Here is a 17739-nt window from a genome sequence, read left to right on the forward strand (position 1 = left end):
AGCGAGGTGAGATGAATGCTGGAGAAGCTGAAGAAGCTGTGGGAAGGCAGTGGCAAAAACCAAAAACTGAAGCCGCTGCATTACTTTATCGTGATTTTGGGAATAGGGATAGCGGTCATGATTTTGACGGATTTCCTTCGTGTGGAGCCGGATCAGCCGCTCGGGTTTGGCGACACGGTGGGTGAGGCGCCAGGTCCATCTGGAGGAGACGCAACGTCCCCGGTGCTTGGCGGATCGCCGGCTCCTGATATCATCGCAGACTACGAAAACATATACGAAACGCAGCTTCGAGATATCCTCGTCAATGTTGTCGGCGTGGGTGGAGTTGAAGTCATGGTCAATCTGGAATCAACACCAGAGCTCGTCGTAGAAAAGAACACCAATGTACGTTCTTCTGTCAATCAGGAAATGGACAAAGAAAAGGCGACACGCAATCAAAATGATCAGTCGCGAGATTCACAGGTCGTCATCATCCAAGGCGGCAAGCAAGACGCACCTGTCGTTGTCAAGACGTTGAAGCCGCGTGTCCGTGGGGTGCTGGTAGTGGCCAATGGGGCCGATAACATCCAGGTTAAAGCGTGGATCACCGAAGCTGTTCAAAAGGTTTTGGATGTTCCCGCTTATAAAATATCCATTTTGCCCAAAAAAGGGTAGGAGGTAATGACGAATGATTTTGCGAAAGCAAACAGTATGGTTGTTGACAATGCTTGCTGTCATGGTTGTGCTCTCCGGGTATTATTTGGTGAAGGGACCGCAAGATCAGGTCCCAACTTCAGGACAACAGCAAGCCGTCCAAAAACAGGAACAAATTTCTGGTGTTGTTGTTGAGTCCAAGCAGGTTGATCACGCACCACAGGCAACTCCTGTTGATAAAACTCCGAAGGCGACACCGACAGATGGTCAAAATGGAACACAGGAAGCAAAAACCCCGGCTGCACCAGAAGCGAAGCCGGCAGCAACAAATACAGTTGTTCCGGTTGCAGAGACAGCAAGCGAAATCTTCCAAGGCTACAAAATGAAAAGAGAAGCCATGTTGCAGCAACAAAAAGACGAGCAGCTCGCAATCGTAAACAGCACAGATTCCTCTCCGCAGGCAGTAGCAGAGGCGATGGCAAAATTTGAAGAGCTGTCGAATCAGGAAAGTGCGACGATGACTGCTGAAGAAATGCTCAAAGCGAGCGGCTATCAGGATGCGGTTGTTACCGTCCAAAATGACAAGGCGACAGTCATTGTACAAAAAGAGAAATTAACTGCCAATGAAGTCGTAGAGATCATTGCTAATGTGAAGCAGCACTTAAATATTCCAGCGACTAACATCAATGTTCAATACAAGTCATCCTAAGAAAACTAGATTGAGCTTCCCGTTATAAGGGACATAAGAAACGGGCATGATGGTAAGGATTTTCTCGCTTCTGTTGGAAAAGAAGCGGGGAAATCCTTTCTTGACGTGGTATAGGCAACAGGCTACCATGGATTTATGGTTTGCCAAAAGGATACATAATGGACTCCACGAACCTCTATTGAAACAAAAGAAGGAGTGCTTGTTCGTAATGAAAATGCATGAAATCCGCGAAATTATTAAGTTAATTGATCAATCATCCATTCAAGAATTTAACTTGGACACAGAAGGTGCCAAGGTGTCTCTGAAGAAATCCACTGGTACAGAAACGATTGTCGTAACGCAACCAGCGGTTCAAGCTCCTGTCGCGGCACCAGTAGCACATATCCCGGCTCAGCCAGCTATGGCAGCAGCGCCAGTTGTAACAGAAGCTCCAAAAGCGGCAGATGTACAAGCATCGGATGAAGCAAATCTCCACAAGATTGTATCTCCAATGGTAGGGACTTTCTATAGCTCACCAGAACCTGGCAAGCCGGCCTATGTTCAAGCGGGTGACAAAGTGACTGCGAGCAAAGTCGTTTGCATCGTGGAAGCAATGAAACTCTTTAACGAAATCGAAGCAGAAGTAAGCGGCGAAATCGTGAAGGTGCTCGTAGAAGACGGCCAATTGGTTGAGTATGGCCAAGCATTGTTTTTGGTGAAGCCAGAATAAGGTGGGGGAGAGCGGAATGTTTCAAAAAGTATTGATTGCCAATCGCGGGGAGATTGCCGTGCGTATTATCCGGGCATGCCGCGAGTTGGGCATTCGTACGGTCGCCGTCTACTCCGAAGCGGATCGTGAAGCGCTTCATGTGAAGTTGGCCGACGAAGCCTACTGTATTGGTCCAAAGGCATCCAAGGAAAGCTATTTGAATATAGCAAACATCATGAGCGTAGCGACCAAGGTAGGAGCAGACGCCATCCATCCAGGATACGGCTTCTTGGCGGAAAACGCCGACTTTGCCGAGATTTGTGCTGCCTGCAATATTACCTTTATTGGTCCAGACCCTGAAGCGATTGTGAAGATGGGTGACAAGTCTACAGCCAAGGATACGATGAAAGCAGCAAACGTACCTACTGTACCAGGTACGGAAGGGCTGATCGAAGACGTAGCAGATGCTATTGTTACAGCGAACGAGATCGGCTATCCAGTGATGGTCAAAGCAACGGCGGGTGGCGGCGGACGCGGAATGCGTGTAGCCGTTAACGACGAAGATCTGGAAAAAGCGATTCGTCAGGCACAAAATGAAGCGAAAACGGCTTTTGGCAACCCAGGGGTTTACTTGGAGAAGTTCGTGGAAGGACCACGACATGTGGAAATTCAAATCATGGCTGACAAGCACGGCAATGCCGTTTACTTGGGCGAGCGTGACTGCTCCATCCAACGTCGTCACCAAAAGCTGATTGAGGAAGCGCCATCACCAGCATTGAGTGAAGAGCTGCGTGCCGAAATGGGTGCTGCTGCCGTTGCGGCTGCAAAAGCGGTTTCCTATCACGGAGCGGGCACTGTAGAGTTTTTGCTGGACAAACACGGGAAATTCTACTTCATGGAAATGAATACACGTATTCAGGTAGAGCATCCTGTAACAGAGCTGGTTACTGGCTTTGACTTGATCAAGGAGCAGCTGACCGTAGCGGCAGGCCAACCATTGTCCTTTACGCAAGAGGATATCCAAATGGATGGCTGGGCAATTGAATGCCGCATTAATGCAGAGAATCCTGCGAAAAACTTCATGCCATCCCCAGGGCGTATCACAGAATATTTGGCGCCAGGTGGATTTGGAGTGCGTGTAGATAGTGCGGCGTATGCGGGATATTCCATTCCACCATACTACGATTCTATGATTGCCAAACTAATTGTGTGGGGCAAGGACCGGAACGAAGCGATTGATCGCATGAAACGCGCCTTGAGCGAATTCGTCGTAGAGGGCATTACGACTACGATTCCGTTCCACTTGAAGGTATTGGAGCACGAAGTATTTGTCAGCGGGCATTTTGATACCAAATTCCTGGAAACCTACGACTTGAACCTCGATGAAGAGTAAGTAGGGCTGATTTGTAAAAATACGGTGTGCTTGGTATAATGAAATACAAATCTAAAGGGAGGTGCGAAGCATGGAAGAGTTTACTCCAGATTTAGATAGAACAGAGCTTGGTAAGGTCCAGATCGCTCCCGAAGTGTTGGAAGTGATCGCCGGCATGGCTGCGTCCGAAGTAGAAGGCGTAGCGCAAATGAGCGGCGGTTTCGTAGGAGAAATAGCTGAACGTTTAGGCCGTAAAAATATAGCTCGCGGCGTTCGTGTGGAGGTTGGCTCCAAAGAAGCTGCGGTTGATGTCTCGATCATTGTCAAATACGGACATCGTATCCCGGAAGTCGCACGAAATATTCAAGATAGTGTACGCAATGGGATTGAGAGCATGACAGGTCTTTCAGTAGTAGAAGTGAACGTACATATCGTAGATGTTGAGCTGAAAGCTGAAGAAAAAGCACCAGCACCAGCACCGGTCGAAGATCACCAGCGCGTGCGCTAACAGGCAGCGGATGGATGCCCCCTACGAACAGGGGGCATTTTCCTCATTAGAAAACGTGATTTTGTTGAGGCTTTCAGCGTAATACGTGAAGTTTTCCCTGAGCGTGCCGTGTTTGTCTCCTTTTCTCAAACATGGCTTAAAGGAGAGATGCTTGTGAACTTGTTTGACCGCTTTATCTTGACGATTTATAGCTTTGCGCTCATTATCTTGTCCTGCGTCGCGATTGCAGCTACCAGCGGATTAGTTCCCCAAGAATTATTTCGTCCGTATGTAGATCAGATGCTGGCAGGAACGAATATCACCTATCTCATCGTCGCGATTATTTTCCTCGTAGTCAGCCTTCGCTTCTTTTTCAGTTCTTTCCGCTCTAACAAGCCTAAAGTAGAACGGGGAATCCGTCAGCGTAGTGATCTGGGTGAGGTCAACATTACGATCCAGACAATCACGACTATCGCAGAGCGTGCAGCCCGCCGAGTCAAAGGCGTGCGCGACATGAAAACGACGGTCAAGGCACTCGAGAGTGGCAATATTATCACCCTGCGTGTATCGGTAGATGGAGAAACGCCATTGCCAGAGCTGACACAAAAGCTACAGTCTGACGTGAAGGAGCAAGTCGAAGGAATTGCTGGTGTTGTCATTTCCGAGGTGGCGATTGTCGTGACGGAAGTAGCTCAGCAGGAAAACTACGCGGCTCGTAAACGGGTGGAATAGAAGGTGAAGTCCATGGTGTGGGAGTTATTGTGGGAACACAAGGGGAAGCTAATGGGGATATTGGCCGGACTTTTTTTCGGTATCATCTACCTTCTCGTCGGATTTTGGGATACACTGGTTTTTGTTGTGTTTGTCGGGACCGGTTATTATATCGGTCGTAAGCTCGATCATAAAGAAGACTTGCGTGAGATACTCGATAAGATTTTGCCAGGCAAGTTTCGGTAACAAATGGTTTGGGGCAAAAGCTCATTTTAATTAGTAGGTGAATGGAATGAAACGAAGAACAGCACGAGAAAAAGTAGTCCAATGTCTTTTTCAAATTGATATGGCAGAAGTACCGCTAACAGATGCGGTTGCCCTCGTCATGGAGGAATCCGAGGAAAATGCACAGTATTTGCGTTATCTCCTCGACGGTGTATTGAATAACTTGACTGAGATTGATGCAGAAATTAAGAAGTTTTTGCGTGGATGGCAATTGGAACGCATCGCCAATGTAGATCGCGCTATTCTTCGTCTGGCATTTTACGAGATCATGTTCGAGCAAGACACTCCTGACAAAGTCGTCATGAACGAAGCAATCGAGATTGCTAAGCTCTTTAGCGACGAGCAGTCCCACCGATACATTAACGGTGTGTTGTCGAGCTTCTTGCAATCACGTGAAACGCAACAGGCGTAACAGGTAGGAGATACAAGCATGAGTAAGGTAATGTTGGGCATCGATACGAGCAATTACCGGACATCACTGTGCTTGGCTGGGGAAGACGGCCGAATTGTCGCAGAAGCCAAACGCCTTCTGAAAGTAAAGGAGGGCAAGCGCGGACTGCAGCAATCCGAAGCCGTCTTTCAGCATGTGATGAACCTGCCGGAATTAAGCGAGCAAATGAAGTGGAATGAGTACGAGATTGAAGCGATTTGCGTGAGCGAGAAGCCCCGACCGCAAGACGGATCGTACATGCCGGTCTTTAAGGTAGGAGAGGGCTTGGCGAAATCGTTGGCGACTTATTTGCGCGTTCCCCTGCATTTGACGACCCATCAAGAGGGACATATCGCGGCGGGTGAATATACCGCTGAGGTGCGTCCGGCAGAAGACCGCTTTTTGGCAGTCCATTTGTCTGGAGGTACAAGTGAGTTGTTGGTGTGCGAGCGTCATGCTGCCGGTTATGCGATTGAGAAAATCGGCGGCACGATCGATCTGCACGCAGGACAGCTGGTGGATCGGATTGGGGTGGCACTCGGTCTGTCCTTTCCTGCTGGTCCTGCGCTAGAGCAGTTAGCCAAGGAATCGACAGGTGCTTTTCGGATTTCTTCCGCGGTCGATGGACTTTCGTTTAGTTTTTCTGGACCAGAAGCTTCGCTTTTGCGTGAAGTGGAGAAGGGAAGTACGAGCCCTGCTGAGATTGCGAGGGCGACAGAGCAATGTATTGCCAATGCGCTGGAGAAGTCATTGCGTCATGCTGTGGAGCAAGGCTACCCGAAGGACATCTTGATCGTCGGGGGAGTAGCTGCGAATCATTACATACGTGAGCGACTGATCAAGCGTCTGGAACACCCTGCCGTGAAGGCGAAGCTGTACTTCTGTGACCCCGTTTACTCCGGTGACAACGCATACGGAGTCGCTATGCTGGGATGGATGAAGCAAAAGGCGAACATTAATTAAATCAAAACTTTTTATAATTCGGCTTTACAGTTGAGGGGGAAATCGGTACACTTAACGTATCGACGTTTATAAAGGAGGCTTTTTCTCCATGGCTGCAACCATACTCCAGGGAAAAGAAGTAGCACAGAGTATTCGGGCCGATTTGGCGAATGAAGTGGCTGAATTGAAAAAACAAGGGATCGTACCAGGCTTGACCGTTGTGATTGTGGGAGACGATCCTGCTTCTCATTCATATGTTCGGGGTAAGGCAAAAGGCTGCGAGGAAGTCGGCATTTCCTCTGAAATTATCATGAAGGACGCTGACATTTCAGAGGATGAGCTACTGACTATTATTCAGCAATTGAACGAAAACCCGAACGTTAATGGGATATTGGTTCAGCTACCTCTTCCCACTCATATTTCGGAACATGCCGTAATTGAAGCAATTGCTCCTGAAAAAGATGTGGACGGTTTCCATCCGATTAGCGTGGGAAACATGGTATTGGGTAATGATACAATGCTTCCATGCACCCCTCACGGCATTATTGAATTGATCAAGCGTACAGGAACATCGATGGCAGGCAAGCATGCCGTGGTGATTGGACGCAGCAACATCGTTGGTAAGCCGGTATCGCTGCTTCTACAACAGGAAAATGCTACGGTAACGATGTGCCATTCTCGCACGCAGAATCTCGAGGAATACACCCTGAAGGCAGATATCCTCGTTGTAGCAACTGGCAGGGCTCACATGATCGGCAAAGAGCATGTCAAACCAGGCGCTGTCGTTATTGACGTTGGTGTCAATCGCATCGAAACAGGCAAGCTCGTTGGAGATGTCAAATTCGACGAAGTGAAAGAAGTGGCAAGCTTCCTGACGCCTGTTCCTGGTGGCGTAGGCCCAATGACGATTACGATGCTGCTGAAAAATACCGTGGAAGCAGCGAAAAAGCAAGCGAAATAATAGAAGAAAATCTGCTACTTATTATAGAATGGATAGAGCATAAGCTTTATCCATTCTTTTGCATAATCCTTGCCAAATGCATGGCGAAGCCAAGTTTTTATAAAGGAGGGGCCGCATGGCATTGCAAGATATTTTGTCAGTCAGTGATCTGAATCGTTATATTAAGCTCGTGCTGGAAAAGGAACCTTACCTGCAGGATATATGGGTGAGAGGGGAAATCTCCAATTTTACTCACCATTCCAGCGGTCATATGTATTTCACACTAAAAGACAAGCAGTCACGAATCAAGGTTGTGATGTTTGCCAGCCACAACCGCTTTTTGCGCTTCCTGCCAAAGGACGGTACGAAGGCAATCATCCGCGGATCGATCTCTGCCTATGAGCGGGATGGTGCTTATCAGCTGTACGCCAAAGAAATGCAGCCGGATGGACTGGGGTCTCTCTATTTAGCGTTTGAGCAATTAAAAGAAAAATTAGCAACTGAAGGCTTGTTTGCTGCCGAGAGAAAGCGGATACTCCCGCGTTTTCCAAAAAGGGTTGGTGTCGTGACTTCGCCGACAGGTGCTGCGATCCGCGATATTTGTACGACGATACGCAGGAGGTATCCTCAGGCAGAAATCGTTCTATCACCAGCAGTTGTACAGGGTGTGGACGCGCCAGCTTCCATCATCTCTGCTATTCGAATCATCAATGATCAACCGGACATTGATGTTCTTATTGTTGGTCGTGGTGGGGGTTCCATAGAGGAGTTATGGGCTTTTAATGATGAAAACGTAGCGAGGGCGATTGCGGCATCACTCATCCCAGTCATCTCTGCTGTTGGCCACGAGACGGATGTGACGATAGCGGATTTCGTGGCAGATGTCCGGGCTGCTACACCGACGGCCGCAGCGGAATTGGCTGTACCGCATTATTTGGAATGGGTGGAACGAGTGCGTCAGCTAGAGATAAGGATGCAAAGAGCTGTCCGCTCTACCATGACAGAACAGAGGAACCGTTTGAATCGGTTAAGCAATTCGTATGCGATGCGCCAGCCTGAACGGAGGTTGGAAGAAGCAGCGGAACGACTGGATCGTGCATATATGAGAATGCGTCAGTCGATGAAGCATTTGCTGGAAAGAAGACGCGAGCGCTATACGAGATTAGACGAACAGATCAAGCGCTATCGCCTAGCGGATCAAATCGGGGACAAAAGAAAAAATCTGTCCAAGATTCGTGCCACCTTGGACGAACGGATGCTGGGACGTCTCAACCAAAAAAGAATGGCATTCGCGGCTCGTGTAGCGACATTGGAGGCACTCAGCCCGCTGAAGGTCATGCAACGTGGGTTCTCACTCGTTTACGCGAATGACAGACTTGTAAAATCGGTGGAACAGTTTGCCCCGGGTGACGAGATCATGGTACGATTAAGTGATGGCAGTGCGACTGCGCGTGTGGAAAAGTTGAATCGGGAGGAGGAGAAGCGCAATGGCTCGAAAGAAAACGGAGCAAGAGACTGATATGCAGTTTGAAGACGCGATGAAACGCCTGGAAGAAGTCGTCAATCGACTCGAAGAAGGGGACATCCCTCTCGAAGAAGCGATTACGCTGTATCAGGAAGGAGTCACTCTTTCCAGAATTTGTGGCCAAAAACTAGATGCAATCGAAGCGAAGATTACCCAGTTGGTGGAAGAGGACGGACAGGTAAAGCAGAAGGCTTTTCGTGTGGAAGGAGAATAACGATCGGCGTGCATACATTCGAGAGCTATTTGGTGGAGAAGACCGCCTATATTGAACAACGACTCTTGCCAGCACTAGAGCAGCAAGGGGTCCCTGAAAATTTGTATGAATCCATGAAGTATTCGCTCATGGCGGGGGGAAAAAGGCTTCGTCCCATGCTGGTACTGGCAGTTCTTGAAGCGCTGGACAAGCCGATTGAACGGGGTGTGCCATTTGCGGCAGCCCTGGAAATGATACATACGTACTCCTTGATTCACGATGACCTCCCTGCGATGGACGACGATGATCTGCGCCGAGGAAAACCAACGAATCACAAAGTATTCGGTGAAGCAACAGCGATCCTCGCGGGAGATGCCCTCTTGACAAGAGCGTTCGCATACATTGCAGAAGCGTACATGGATCGCTCGGATGTCTCACCGGCTACTACCGTGAAGCTGATTGCGGAGCTGGGAAAACGAGCAGGAGCAACCGGGATGGTTGGTGGGCAGATGGCTGACATCGAAGGAGAGAGCAAGCGTCTTGACTTGGAGCAACTGGAGTTTATCCATCGACACAAAACAGGTGATCTCTTGATCGCTGCGTTGCGCGGAGGCGGTTATTTGGCGGAAGCGACAGAAGCGCAGATGGAAGCCTTGACGCGTTATGGCGTTTGCATTGGGCTTGCTTTTCAAATTCAGGATGACATCTTGAATGTTGAAGGGGATGCCGAAGCGTTAGGGAAAGCAGTCGGCAGCGATGCAGATCGGGAAAAGGCGACGTACCCATCCTTGCTTGGACTGGCTGAATCCAAGGCTCGTCTTGATGAATTGATTACGGAGGCAAAAGCAGCGCTGGCAGATGCAGGGATTGAGAACTCTGCGCTTAGCCCTTTGGCTGACTACGTTCGTGATCGCAATAAATAAGAGAAAGCTGGCACCCACACGGGAAATGCCAGCTTTTTTGTTATCGAACGGTTACAAGCTTTTGTCGTCAATGCTATTTAAAAACTGCTCGATCTCACCAATCACGGATGGAATACTGTCTTCCTCAAATGGAGAATACAGCTTCGCTACCTGTACCAGCTCAAGAAACGATTTGCTGCCTCCCTCTTGGCAAAGTGTCAAATAATCCTCCCAAGCCTGCTTTGGCTCTGATTGAGATCGCTTCCAAAATTGGAACGCACATATTTGGGCAAGCGTGTAGTCAATGTAGTAGAAGGGATATTGGAAAATATGCGATTGCTGTTGCCAGAACCCACCCTCCTCAAGGAATTCGTTTTGAGAGTAATTGCGCCATGGAAGGTACTTGCGCTCAATTTCACGCCAAGCCTGTTTTCGCTCTGCAGGGGTCATGTCCGGATTCTCGTAGACAACATGCTGGAATTCATCAACAGATACGCCGTACGGAATGAATTGCAGTCCACTACTCAGATGAGAGAATTTGTATTTGTCTGTATCTTCCTTGAAAAAATGCTCCATCCACGGCCACGTCAAAAACTCCATGCTCATCGAATGAATTTCACACGCCTCAGCGGTCGGGAAATGATATTCAGGAACTTCAAAGTCTCGGCTTACATACACCTGAAACGCATGCCCCGCCTCGTGTGTAAGTACATCGATATCATCAGAGGTACCATTAAAATTGGCGAAAATAAATGGGAGTCTGTATTGGCTGATGTACTCGCAATAGCCGCCTGTAGCCTTGCCTTTTTTGCTCAATAGATCTAAGCAGTCCTGATCCAGCATGAAGTTGTAAAATTCGTCCGTTTCAGGTGACAACTCGGCATACATTTTTTTCCCGTTTTCTACAATCCATTCCGGCGGGCCTTTTGGGCTTGGATTTCCTGTAGCGAAATCAAAAGAAAGATCGTAATACTCTAGTGTATCGACACCTATGCGCTGGCGCTGACGTTCAACCAGCTTTGACGATACTGGAACGATATGCTCCAGCACTTGTCGGCGGAAGCTGGCTACCATCTCAGCGTTGTAATCCGTGCGATTCATACGTGCATAGCCTAGCTCCACAAAGTTGTTGAAGCCCAGCTTTTTGGCGATGCGTGTGCGGACCTTGACGAGAGTATCGTAAATGCGATCAAATTCGTCTGTATGTTGCTTCAAAAAATCGTACTTCGCTGCATTAGCACGCTTGCGCATGTCTCTATCCTTCGAAACGGTAAAAGGCGTAATCTCTGAAAGGTTGCGTTCTTCTCCTTCAAACATGATTTTGGCAGAAGCTTTCAGTGCGACATACTGACTGGATAAGCGGTTTTCTTCCTGCAAATCAGTGATGACTTCCGGAGAAAATGTGCGGAGTGTGCTCTCGGCGATGCGAAACAGCTGTGCTCCCCATTTTCCTTCCAGTTCAGCGCGGAAGGGAGAATCGACAATCGCCTGATAGTAGCGGGAAACGATTCCAGTATACAGAGGCGTTGCTTCATCCCAATAGTCCTGCTCCGCTTTGTAGAAAGGGTCCTCTGTATTGATCGTGTGGCGAATGGTTGCGACATTCCGCGCAGATTCCACCTCTTGTCGCAGTTTGTTTAATTGAGCCATGATCGTATCTTGCTCAGAGAAGCTTTTGGCATTTTGAAACGCTTCCAACAATTGCGAGAATTGTCCCTCTACTTTGTCCATCTCCATGCGCTCATACTGAATTTGTGAGAACTTCACGGACGTCCACCTATTTTTTCGGAATATGTATGCAATATCATCTTACCAGAAATTTCAAAATGCAACCTCATATTCGTGTATGTTGATCAAAAGTGGTGTTTTTATAAAGAAACCGTTATAATGAATCAAGCTGAAAATTAGCAGAATACGGCTAGAGTCATAGTGAAAGCCGGGTTTTCTAGTGGCTTGATTGATATGCAGCATGCACAATCGCCGGAGAACGAACAGTGGAAAGTGAGGAATACCAATGCTGCTTACTACTATAAATGATCCTCAAGACTTGAAAAAGTGCACGCAACCGCAGCTACATACATTGGCATCTGAGATCAGACAGTTTCTTATTGAAACGCTCTCGAAAACGGGCGGACATCTCGCACCGAACCTAGGAGTCGTCGAGTTGACGCTAGCGTTGCACTATGTTTTTGACAGTCCCAAGGACAAGCTGATCTGGGATGTCGGACATCAAGCATACGTACATAAAATGCTGACCGGACGCCGGGAGATGTTTCCGACTTTGCGCCAATACAAAGGGCTGTGCGGTTTTCCGAAAATGGTAGAGAGTCCGCATGACGTCTGGGAAACCGGACATAGCAGTACGTCTTTGTCTGCCGCAATGGGTATGGCAACGGCGAGAGATTTGAAAAAAGAAAAGAACCATGTCATTGCCGTGATCGGTGACGGTGCGTTGACAGGTGGTATGGCTCTGGAAGCCTTGAACCATATCGGGCATGAACGCAAGAACGTCATCGTCGTGTTGAACGATAACGAGATGTCCATCGCACCAAACGTTGGTGCGTTGCACAATTATTTGGGTAAAATTCGCTCGACGGAGAACTACCAATGGGCGAAGGATGAAGTCGAAGGATTGTTGAAATCCATTCCAGCTGTAGGGGGCAAATTAGCTCACATGGCTGAGCGCTTCAAGGACAGCATGAAGTATTTGCTCGTATCCGGCGTTCTTTTCGAGGAGCTCGGATTTACTTATATTGGACCTATTGACGGGCATAACATGGAGCTGTTGCTCGATACATTGAAGACAGCCAAGCATACAAAAGGCCCTGTCCTGATCCACGCCATCACGAAAAAAGGACTAGGCTATGCGCCAGCAGAAGCCGATTCAGTCAAGTGGCATGGCATCGGTACGTATAAAATCGAATCTGGTGATACACCGAAATCTGCACCAACCTATACATCCGTTTTTGCGGATACGATGATGAAGCTCGCAGATGAAGACAAGTCGATCGTTGCTGTCACGCCTGCGATGCCAGCGGGCTCAGGCTTGATTCCATTCGGACAGAAGTACCCAGACAGACTATTTGACGTCGGGATTGCGGAGCAGCATGCATGTACGTTCGCGGCAGGATTGGCTACGCAAGGCTTGAAGCCGGTATTTGCGATTTACTCGACTTTCTTGCAAAGAGCCTACGATCAGTTGATCCACGATGTCGCTCGTCAAAAGCTCAATGTCATTTTTGCTGTTGACCGTGCTGGGCTCGTTGGAGCGGACGGAGAGACGCATCAGGGTATGTACGATGTAGCGTTCATGCGCTTCATTCCGAATATGGTCATCATGGCACCGAAGGATGAGAACGAGCTGCGTCACATGATGAAAACGGCGGTGGAATACAAGGACGGTCCGATCTCTTATCGTTATCCGCGATTGCCTGTTCGTGGCGTCAAATTGGACGATGAACTGCAAGTGCTGCCAATCGGGAAAGCGGAAATTGTACGCGAAGGCAAAAACGTAGCGATCCTCTCGTTCGGTCATGTGTTCGAAATTGCCGAGACGGCTGTCAATCAGCTTCAAGAAGAAGGAATCAAGCCGATGCTTGTCAATGCACGTTTTTGCAAGCCATTGGACGAAGAGCTCTTGTTCCGTCTGGCGAAGGAAGGCTACGATATCATTACCATCGAAGAAGGCAGTGAAATGGGCGGCTTCGGAAGCGCAGTGATTGAATGCTACAATCGGGCAGGCTACCATGGCATGAACGTACAGATTGTCGCAGTACCTGATTATTTTGTTGAGCATGGAAGTGTGAAAGAACAGCGGCAAGAGGTAGGGCTCACGGCTGAAAACATCGCTGCTCGTGTGCGTGCCTTGATGCCTGTTTCGAAGGGCGTAGTGGAAGCATGAGTGTAAGAAAAGAACGGGTAGATGTTCTCTTGGTCGAAAGAGGCCATTATGAGACCAGAGAAAAAGCAAAAGCAGCAGTAATGGCAGGCCTTGTGCAAGTAGCTGGCGAGCGCTGTGACAAGCCGGGAACCAAATTTGCCGAGGATGTTGCGATAACGGTGAAGGGCGAGGTACACCCGTATGTGAGTCGGGGTGGCCTCAAGCTGGAAAAGGCATTGCGGGTTTTTGAGATCGACATGAAGGATCGTGTCATGATGGACATCGGGGCTTCCACTGGCGGTTTTACGGACTGTGCGCTGCAAAACGGTGCGCGACGCGTATATGCGATTGATGTCGGGTACGGCCAACTCGCGTGGAGCTTGCGACAGGATGAACGGGTGGTTGTCATGGAACGGACGAACTTCCGTCACATGGACCCAGAGGCTTTTGAACATGAACGACCTAACGCGGCATCGATTGATGTATCGTTCATTTCCTTGCGCCTGATCTTGCCCGTATTGTACCGTTTTCTGGAGGATGGCGGCGACGTTGTTGCGCTTGTGAAACCGCAATTCGAAGCTGGCAAAGAAAGAGTCGGCAAAAATGGAATCGTTCGCGATCCCGAAGTTCACGAGGGCGTGCTGACTGACATTGGTCAATTTGCCAGTGGCTTGGGTTTCGCGCTAAAAGGCCTGGACTTCTCTCCAATTACAGGGGGAGAAGGGAACATTGAATTTGTTATGCATGTTCAGAAAAGTGAGGGCGGCATGGATTCGGAAGCTTGGTTGCAATGCGTGACAGAGGTTGTAGCCGCTGCGCATGCGAAATTGAAATAGGATAAAAAACCAAAGCCTCGGGAGTTTTGTCACAATCGAGGCTTTTTATTTATGCATGTGAAGTTGTATACTTGTATATGAGGTTGTTCTAATAGGATTTCCAACCAACCAGTTTTGGGGTGGACCACGTGAAGAGAATTGGAATCATAGCGAACAAAGGAAAACCCGAAGCACGCATCGTTGCGCGGGAGCTGTTGTATTTACTTGAGGACAGAGGAGCGCAAGTATTCCTGGATGAGCATGTCGCATCAGATGTAGGACATCCAGAGCTGGGTGCATCTGTAGAAGAGATGGGCAACCAAGCGGATCTGGTGTGTGTACTGGGAGGCGATGGCACGCTACTCAGAATTGCTCGCCAGCTTGCCGGTCACTCCATCCCGATTTTCGGCATTAATTTAGGGACGTTAGGCTTTTTGTCGGAAGCAGAACCGGAGCATCTTCCTCAGGCTGTAGACAATCTCCTTTCCGGAAAGTATGACATCGAAAAGAGAGCGATGCTGGAAGCTTGTCTGGTGCGAAAAGGAATCACACTGGGGAAATACACGGCCATGAATGATATTGGTATTGCAAAAGGTTCATTTTGCCGGATCATTCAATGCGCGGTTTATTTGGATGATGAGTATGTCGCTACGTTCAGCGGAGATGGCGTAATTGTCTCAACGCCTACCGGATCTACGGCATACTCACTCTCCGCAGGAGGGCCAATAGTGGCGCCCAATGTGGACATGCTATTACTGACGCCAGTAGCCCCACATTCCTTGACGGCACGGCCGATGGTACTTTCAGGGAATCAGACGATCCGGGTGGAAGTGGATGCCATTCATCAAGAGATGGGGCTGTCCATTGACGGTCAGTTTGGCTATCGACTCGAGGGCGGCGATCAGATTTACATCAAAAAGTCACCGTATGTTACTCCGCTGATTAAGTGGAAAAAGGGCGGCTTTTTCGAAGCAATACGTACGAAATTACAAGGGGAATGGGAGTAATCCATATGAACAAAGGGCAACGACATATTCGTATTCGGGAGATCATCAGCAATCAAGAGGTAGAAACACAGGATGATCTGGTGGACCGCTTGCGGACTGCTGGCTTTAACGTGACCCAAGCGACTGTATCCCGAGACATCAAGGAACTGCATTTGGTAAAAGTGCCGCTCCCTGATGGACGATATAAGTATTCAATGCCTGCTGAACAAAAATTCAATCCACTGCAAAAGCTGAAACGCATGCTCGTGGATTCCTTTATTAGCATTGACCAAGCCGATCATTTTATTGTACTGAAGACACTTTCGGGGCATGCGAATGCGGTAGCGGAACTGATTGACAACCTCCCTTGGGAAGAAATCATGGGAACAATCAGTGGCGACAACACCATCCTGATTATTTGCCGCTCGAAAGAAAACACCAATGAAGTGACGAAACGCTTAATGGAAATGTTGTAGAAGGTGGTCGCTTGCGATGCTAGTGGAACTCTCGATCCGAAATTTTGCCATCATCAAATCGGTGACGGTTTCTTTTCAAAAAGGATTAAACATCCTGACAGGGGAAACCGGTGCCGGTAAATCCATTATCATCGATGCTCTTGGCCTCTTGCTGGGAGGCAGAGCTTCGGCTGATTTCGTACGGTACGGTGAGCTCCGTGCAGAAGTAGAAGGACTGTTTGAACTGCCGCCTGGCCATCCTGGACTTGCCGTTTGTCAGCATGTAGGTGTCCAGATTGAGCAAGACGGTATGCTCGTGGTTCGCAGAGACATATCGAATCAAGGAAAGAGCATTATTCGCTTGAATGGTCAGCTCGTGACTCTGGCGATGCTGCGTGAGTTAGGTCCTTGGCTGGTCACGGTGCATGGACAGCACGATACGCATATGCTGATGAAGTCCGACAAGCATATTAATTGGCTGGATGCTTATGGGGAACATGCATTAGGATCTGCCAAGCAAGAGTACGGGACCCTGTATTCAGCTTACCGCAAAACCAAGCAAGATCTGGAGCGTATGGCGCGTAATGACCGGGAGCTGGTCCAGCGCATCGATCTATTGCAATATCAGCTGGATGAAATCGAGGCTGCGACATTGACGCCTGGTGAAGATGAGAAGCTCTTGCAGCAGCGAAAAAAGTGGATGAACATTGAAAAAGTTTATGCAACGATTCAAGATGCATACCGCGCCTTGCACGGTGACCAGAAGGGCATGGATTGGTTAGGGCATGCAATGGGTGAGCTGGAGCGTGGTGTGAACTACGAAGAACAGCTCGCGCCGATTTTGGAAATGGTCCAATCCGCTTACTATCAAATTGAAGATGTCGTACATAACCTTCGTCAGCTTTCGTATCAAATGGATTTTGAACCGGAGCAGCTAGCGGAGGTCGAGCGTCGACTCGATCAGATTCAATCATTAAAACGTAAGTACGGGAAGAGCGTTGATGATATTTTAGAATACGCTGCGACGATTCAGGACGAGCTCGATGACATGCATCACTACGAAGATCGACTCCAGCAGGTGGAAAAACGCTTGCAGGAGCTAGCAGCTGATCTAGCCGTGGAAGCATTGGAGTTGTCTGTCATTCGGTCAGAATGTGCAGGGAAGCTCGCTCAAGAGATTGAGCAGCAGCTAAAAGAACTGCATATGGAGCGTGCACGTTTTGCCATTGATGTCAGACAGACGCCAGATGAAGACGGAGTGGAGATCGATGGGATCAAGCGCTTCGTGGATGCGAACGGGATGGATCAGATCGAGTTTTTAATCTCCCCTAACCCAGGTGAACCTTTGCGTCCATTGGCGAAGATTGCTTCCGGCGGAGAGCTGTCTCGCGTCATGCTAGCGATCAAAACGATTTTGGCGGGTACTGATCAAGTGGAGACCCTCATTTTTGATGAAGTGGATACAGGCGTAAGCGGAAGAGCAGCACAAGCGATAGCAGAAAAGCTGGCTCGCGTTGCTGGACAGCGCCAAGTCTTGTGCATTACGCATTTGCCGCAGGTCGCTTCCATGGCAGACGCCCATTTTCTGATCAAAAAGGAAATGACCGAAAATGAGACGGAGACGCGGGTGCAACGCTTGTCAGATGATGAGCGGGTGACGGAGCTGGCTCGCATGCTTAGCGGGGCAGAAGTAACAGCGAAAACAGAAGAACACGCACGAGAAATGATCCTTCTCGGACGTGAGCGAAAGACTGTCAACTAATCCGGTTGGCAGTCTTTTTTTCGT

Annotated in this window: 19 protein-coding genes; 18 read left to right on the top strand and 1 reads right to left on the bottom strand. The window is 48.8% G+C overall.

Annotated elements, in window-relative coordinates:
- The first annotated feature begins 15 nt into the window (after positions 1–15).
- The 13 genes from spoIIIAG (at position 16) to AB1L17_RS05110 (ending at position 9838) form a co-directional block, all read left to right on the top strand.
- Positions 16–654 carry a stage III sporulation protein AG gene (spoIIIAG, locus tag AB1L17_RS05050; RefSeq protein ID WP_412843538.1) on the top strand — a complete coding sequence of 213 codons (639 nt, stop codon included), beginning with the start codon at positions 16–18 and terminating at the stop codon, positions 652–654.
- Between the two features lie 13 nt (positions 655–667).
- Positions 668–1342 carry a SpoIIIAH-like family protein gene (locus AB1L17_RS05055; protein WP_412843539.1) on the top strand — a complete coding sequence of 225 codons (675 nt, stop codon included), beginning with the start codon at positions 668–670 and terminating at the stop codon, positions 1340–1342.
- Between the two features lie 208 nt (positions 1343–1550).
- A complete protein-coding gene (gene accB, locus AB1L17_RS05060) occupies positions 1551–2051 on the top strand; it encodes an acetyl-CoA carboxylase biotin carboxyl carrier protein (protein WP_412843540.1) in 501 nt (166 codons plus the stop codon).
- A 16-nt stretch (positions 2052–2067) separates the two neighbouring features.
- A complete protein-coding gene (accC, locus tag AB1L17_RS05065; protein WP_412843541.1) occupies positions 2068–3423 on the top strand; it encodes an acetyl-CoA carboxylase biotin carboxylase subunit in 1356 nt (451 codons plus the stop codon).
- A gap of 70 nt (positions 3424–3493) precedes the next feature.
- Positions 3494–3910, top strand: coding sequence for an Asp23/Gls24 family envelope stress response protein (locus AB1L17_RS05070; protein WP_412843542.1), 417 nt, complete (start codon positions 3494–3496; stop codon positions 3908–3910).
- A gap of 153 nt (positions 3911–4063) precedes the next feature.
- A complete protein-coding gene (gene amaP, locus AB1L17_RS05075; protein ID WP_412843543.1) occupies positions 4064–4621 on the top strand; it encodes an alkaline shock response membrane anchor protein AmaP in 558 nt (185 codons plus the stop codon).
- A 12-nt stretch (positions 4622–4633) separates the two neighbouring features.
- Positions 4634–4846, top strand: a complete 213-nt coding sequence (locus AB1L17_RS05080; protein ID WP_048032535.1) for a DUF2273 domain-containing protein — start codon at positions 4634–4636, stop codon at positions 4844–4846.
- 46 nt (positions 4847–4892) lie between these two features.
- Entirely contained in the window at positions 4893–5297 is a 405-nt protein-coding gene (nusB, locus tag AB1L17_RS05085) for a transcription antitermination factor NusB (RefSeq protein ID WP_412843544.1), read from the top strand.
- 18 nt (positions 5298–5315) lie between these two features.
- Positions 5316–6278, top strand: a complete 963-nt coding sequence (locus AB1L17_RS05090; RefSeq protein WP_412843545.1) for a tRNA (adenosine(37)-N6)-threonylcarbamoyltransferase complex transferase subunit TsaD — start codon at positions 5316–5318, stop codon at positions 6276–6278.
- An 88-nt stretch (positions 6279–6366) separates the two neighbouring features.
- A complete protein-coding gene (folD, locus tag AB1L17_RS05095) occupies positions 6367–7218 on the top strand; it encodes a bifunctional methylenetetrahydrofolate dehydrogenase/methenyltetrahydrofolate cyclohydrolase FolD (protein ID WP_412843546.1) in 852 nt (283 codons plus the stop codon).
- A gap of 115 nt (positions 7219–7333) precedes the next feature.
- Positions 7334–8716, top strand: a complete 1383-nt coding sequence (xseA, locus tag AB1L17_RS05100) for an exodeoxyribonuclease VII large subunit (RefSeq protein WP_412843547.1) — start codon at positions 7334–7336, stop codon at positions 8714–8716.
- Positions 8685–8936: an exodeoxyribonuclease VII small subunit gene (xseB, locus tag AB1L17_RS05105; protein ID WP_007725705.1), complete on the top strand. Its 252-nt coding sequence runs from the start codon at positions 8685–8687 to the stop codon at positions 8934–8936. Before xseA ends, xseB begins: the two co-directional genes overlap by 32 nt.
- 8 nt (positions 8937–8944) lie before the next feature.
- Positions 8945–9838: a polyprenyl synthetase family protein gene (locus AB1L17_RS05110; RefSeq protein WP_412843548.1), complete on the top strand. Its 894-nt coding sequence runs from the start codon at positions 8945–8947 to the stop codon at positions 9836–9838.
- A gap of 51 nt (positions 9839–9889) precedes the next feature.
- Here the strand turns inward: AB1L17_RS05110 and AB1L17_RS05115 are convergent, their stop codons facing one another.
- On the bottom strand, positions 9890–11584 hold the full coding sequence (locus AB1L17_RS05115; RefSeq protein WP_412843549.1) for a M3 family oligoendopeptidase: 1695 nt from the start codon (positions 11582–11584) through the stop codon (positions 9890–9892).
- Between the two features lie 247 nt (positions 11585–11831).
- Here AB1L17_RS05115 and dxs point away from each other — a divergent pair, with 247 nt between their 5' ends.
- The 5 genes from dxs to recN all read left to right on the top strand — a co-directional run bounded on the left by dxs (position 11832) and on the right by recN (position 17715).
- Entirely contained in the window at positions 11832–13718 is a 1887-nt protein-coding gene (dxs, locus tag AB1L17_RS05120; RefSeq protein WP_412843550.1) for a 1-deoxy-D-xylulose-5-phosphate synthase, read from the top strand.
- Positions 13715–14533, top strand: a complete 819-nt coding sequence (locus tag AB1L17_RS05125; protein WP_412843551.1) for a TlyA family RNA methyltransferase — start codon at positions 13715–13717, stop codon at positions 14531–14533. Before dxs ends, AB1L17_RS05125 begins: the two co-directional genes overlap by 4 nt.
- A gap of 128 nt (positions 14534–14661) precedes the next feature.
- Positions 14662–15519 (top strand): NAD(+)/NADH kinase, encoded by an 858-nt coding sequence (locus tag AB1L17_RS05130; RefSeq protein WP_412843552.1) that lies wholly within the window; start codon positions 14662–14664, stop codon positions 15517–15519.
- 5 nt (positions 15520–15524) lie between these two features.
- Entirely contained in the window at positions 15525–15974 is a 450-nt protein-coding gene (ahrC, locus tag AB1L17_RS05135; RefSeq protein ID WP_047068862.1) for a transcriptional regulator AhrC/ArgR, read from the top strand.
- Positions 15975–15990: 16 nt separating this feature from the next.
- The gene (gene recN / locus AB1L17_RS05140) at positions 15991–17715 is read left to right on the top strand and encodes a DNA repair protein RecN (RefSeq protein WP_412843553.1); all 1725 of its coding nucleotides are present in this window, start codon (positions 15991–15993) and stop codon (positions 17713–17715) included.
- Positions 17716–17739 lie beyond the last annotated feature (24 nt).

This window comes from Brevibacillus jepli, from assembly GCF_047229145.1.
In the GTDB taxonomy this organism is placed as follows: domain Bacteria; phylum Bacillota; class Bacilli; order Brevibacillales; family Brevibacillaceae; genus Brevibacillus.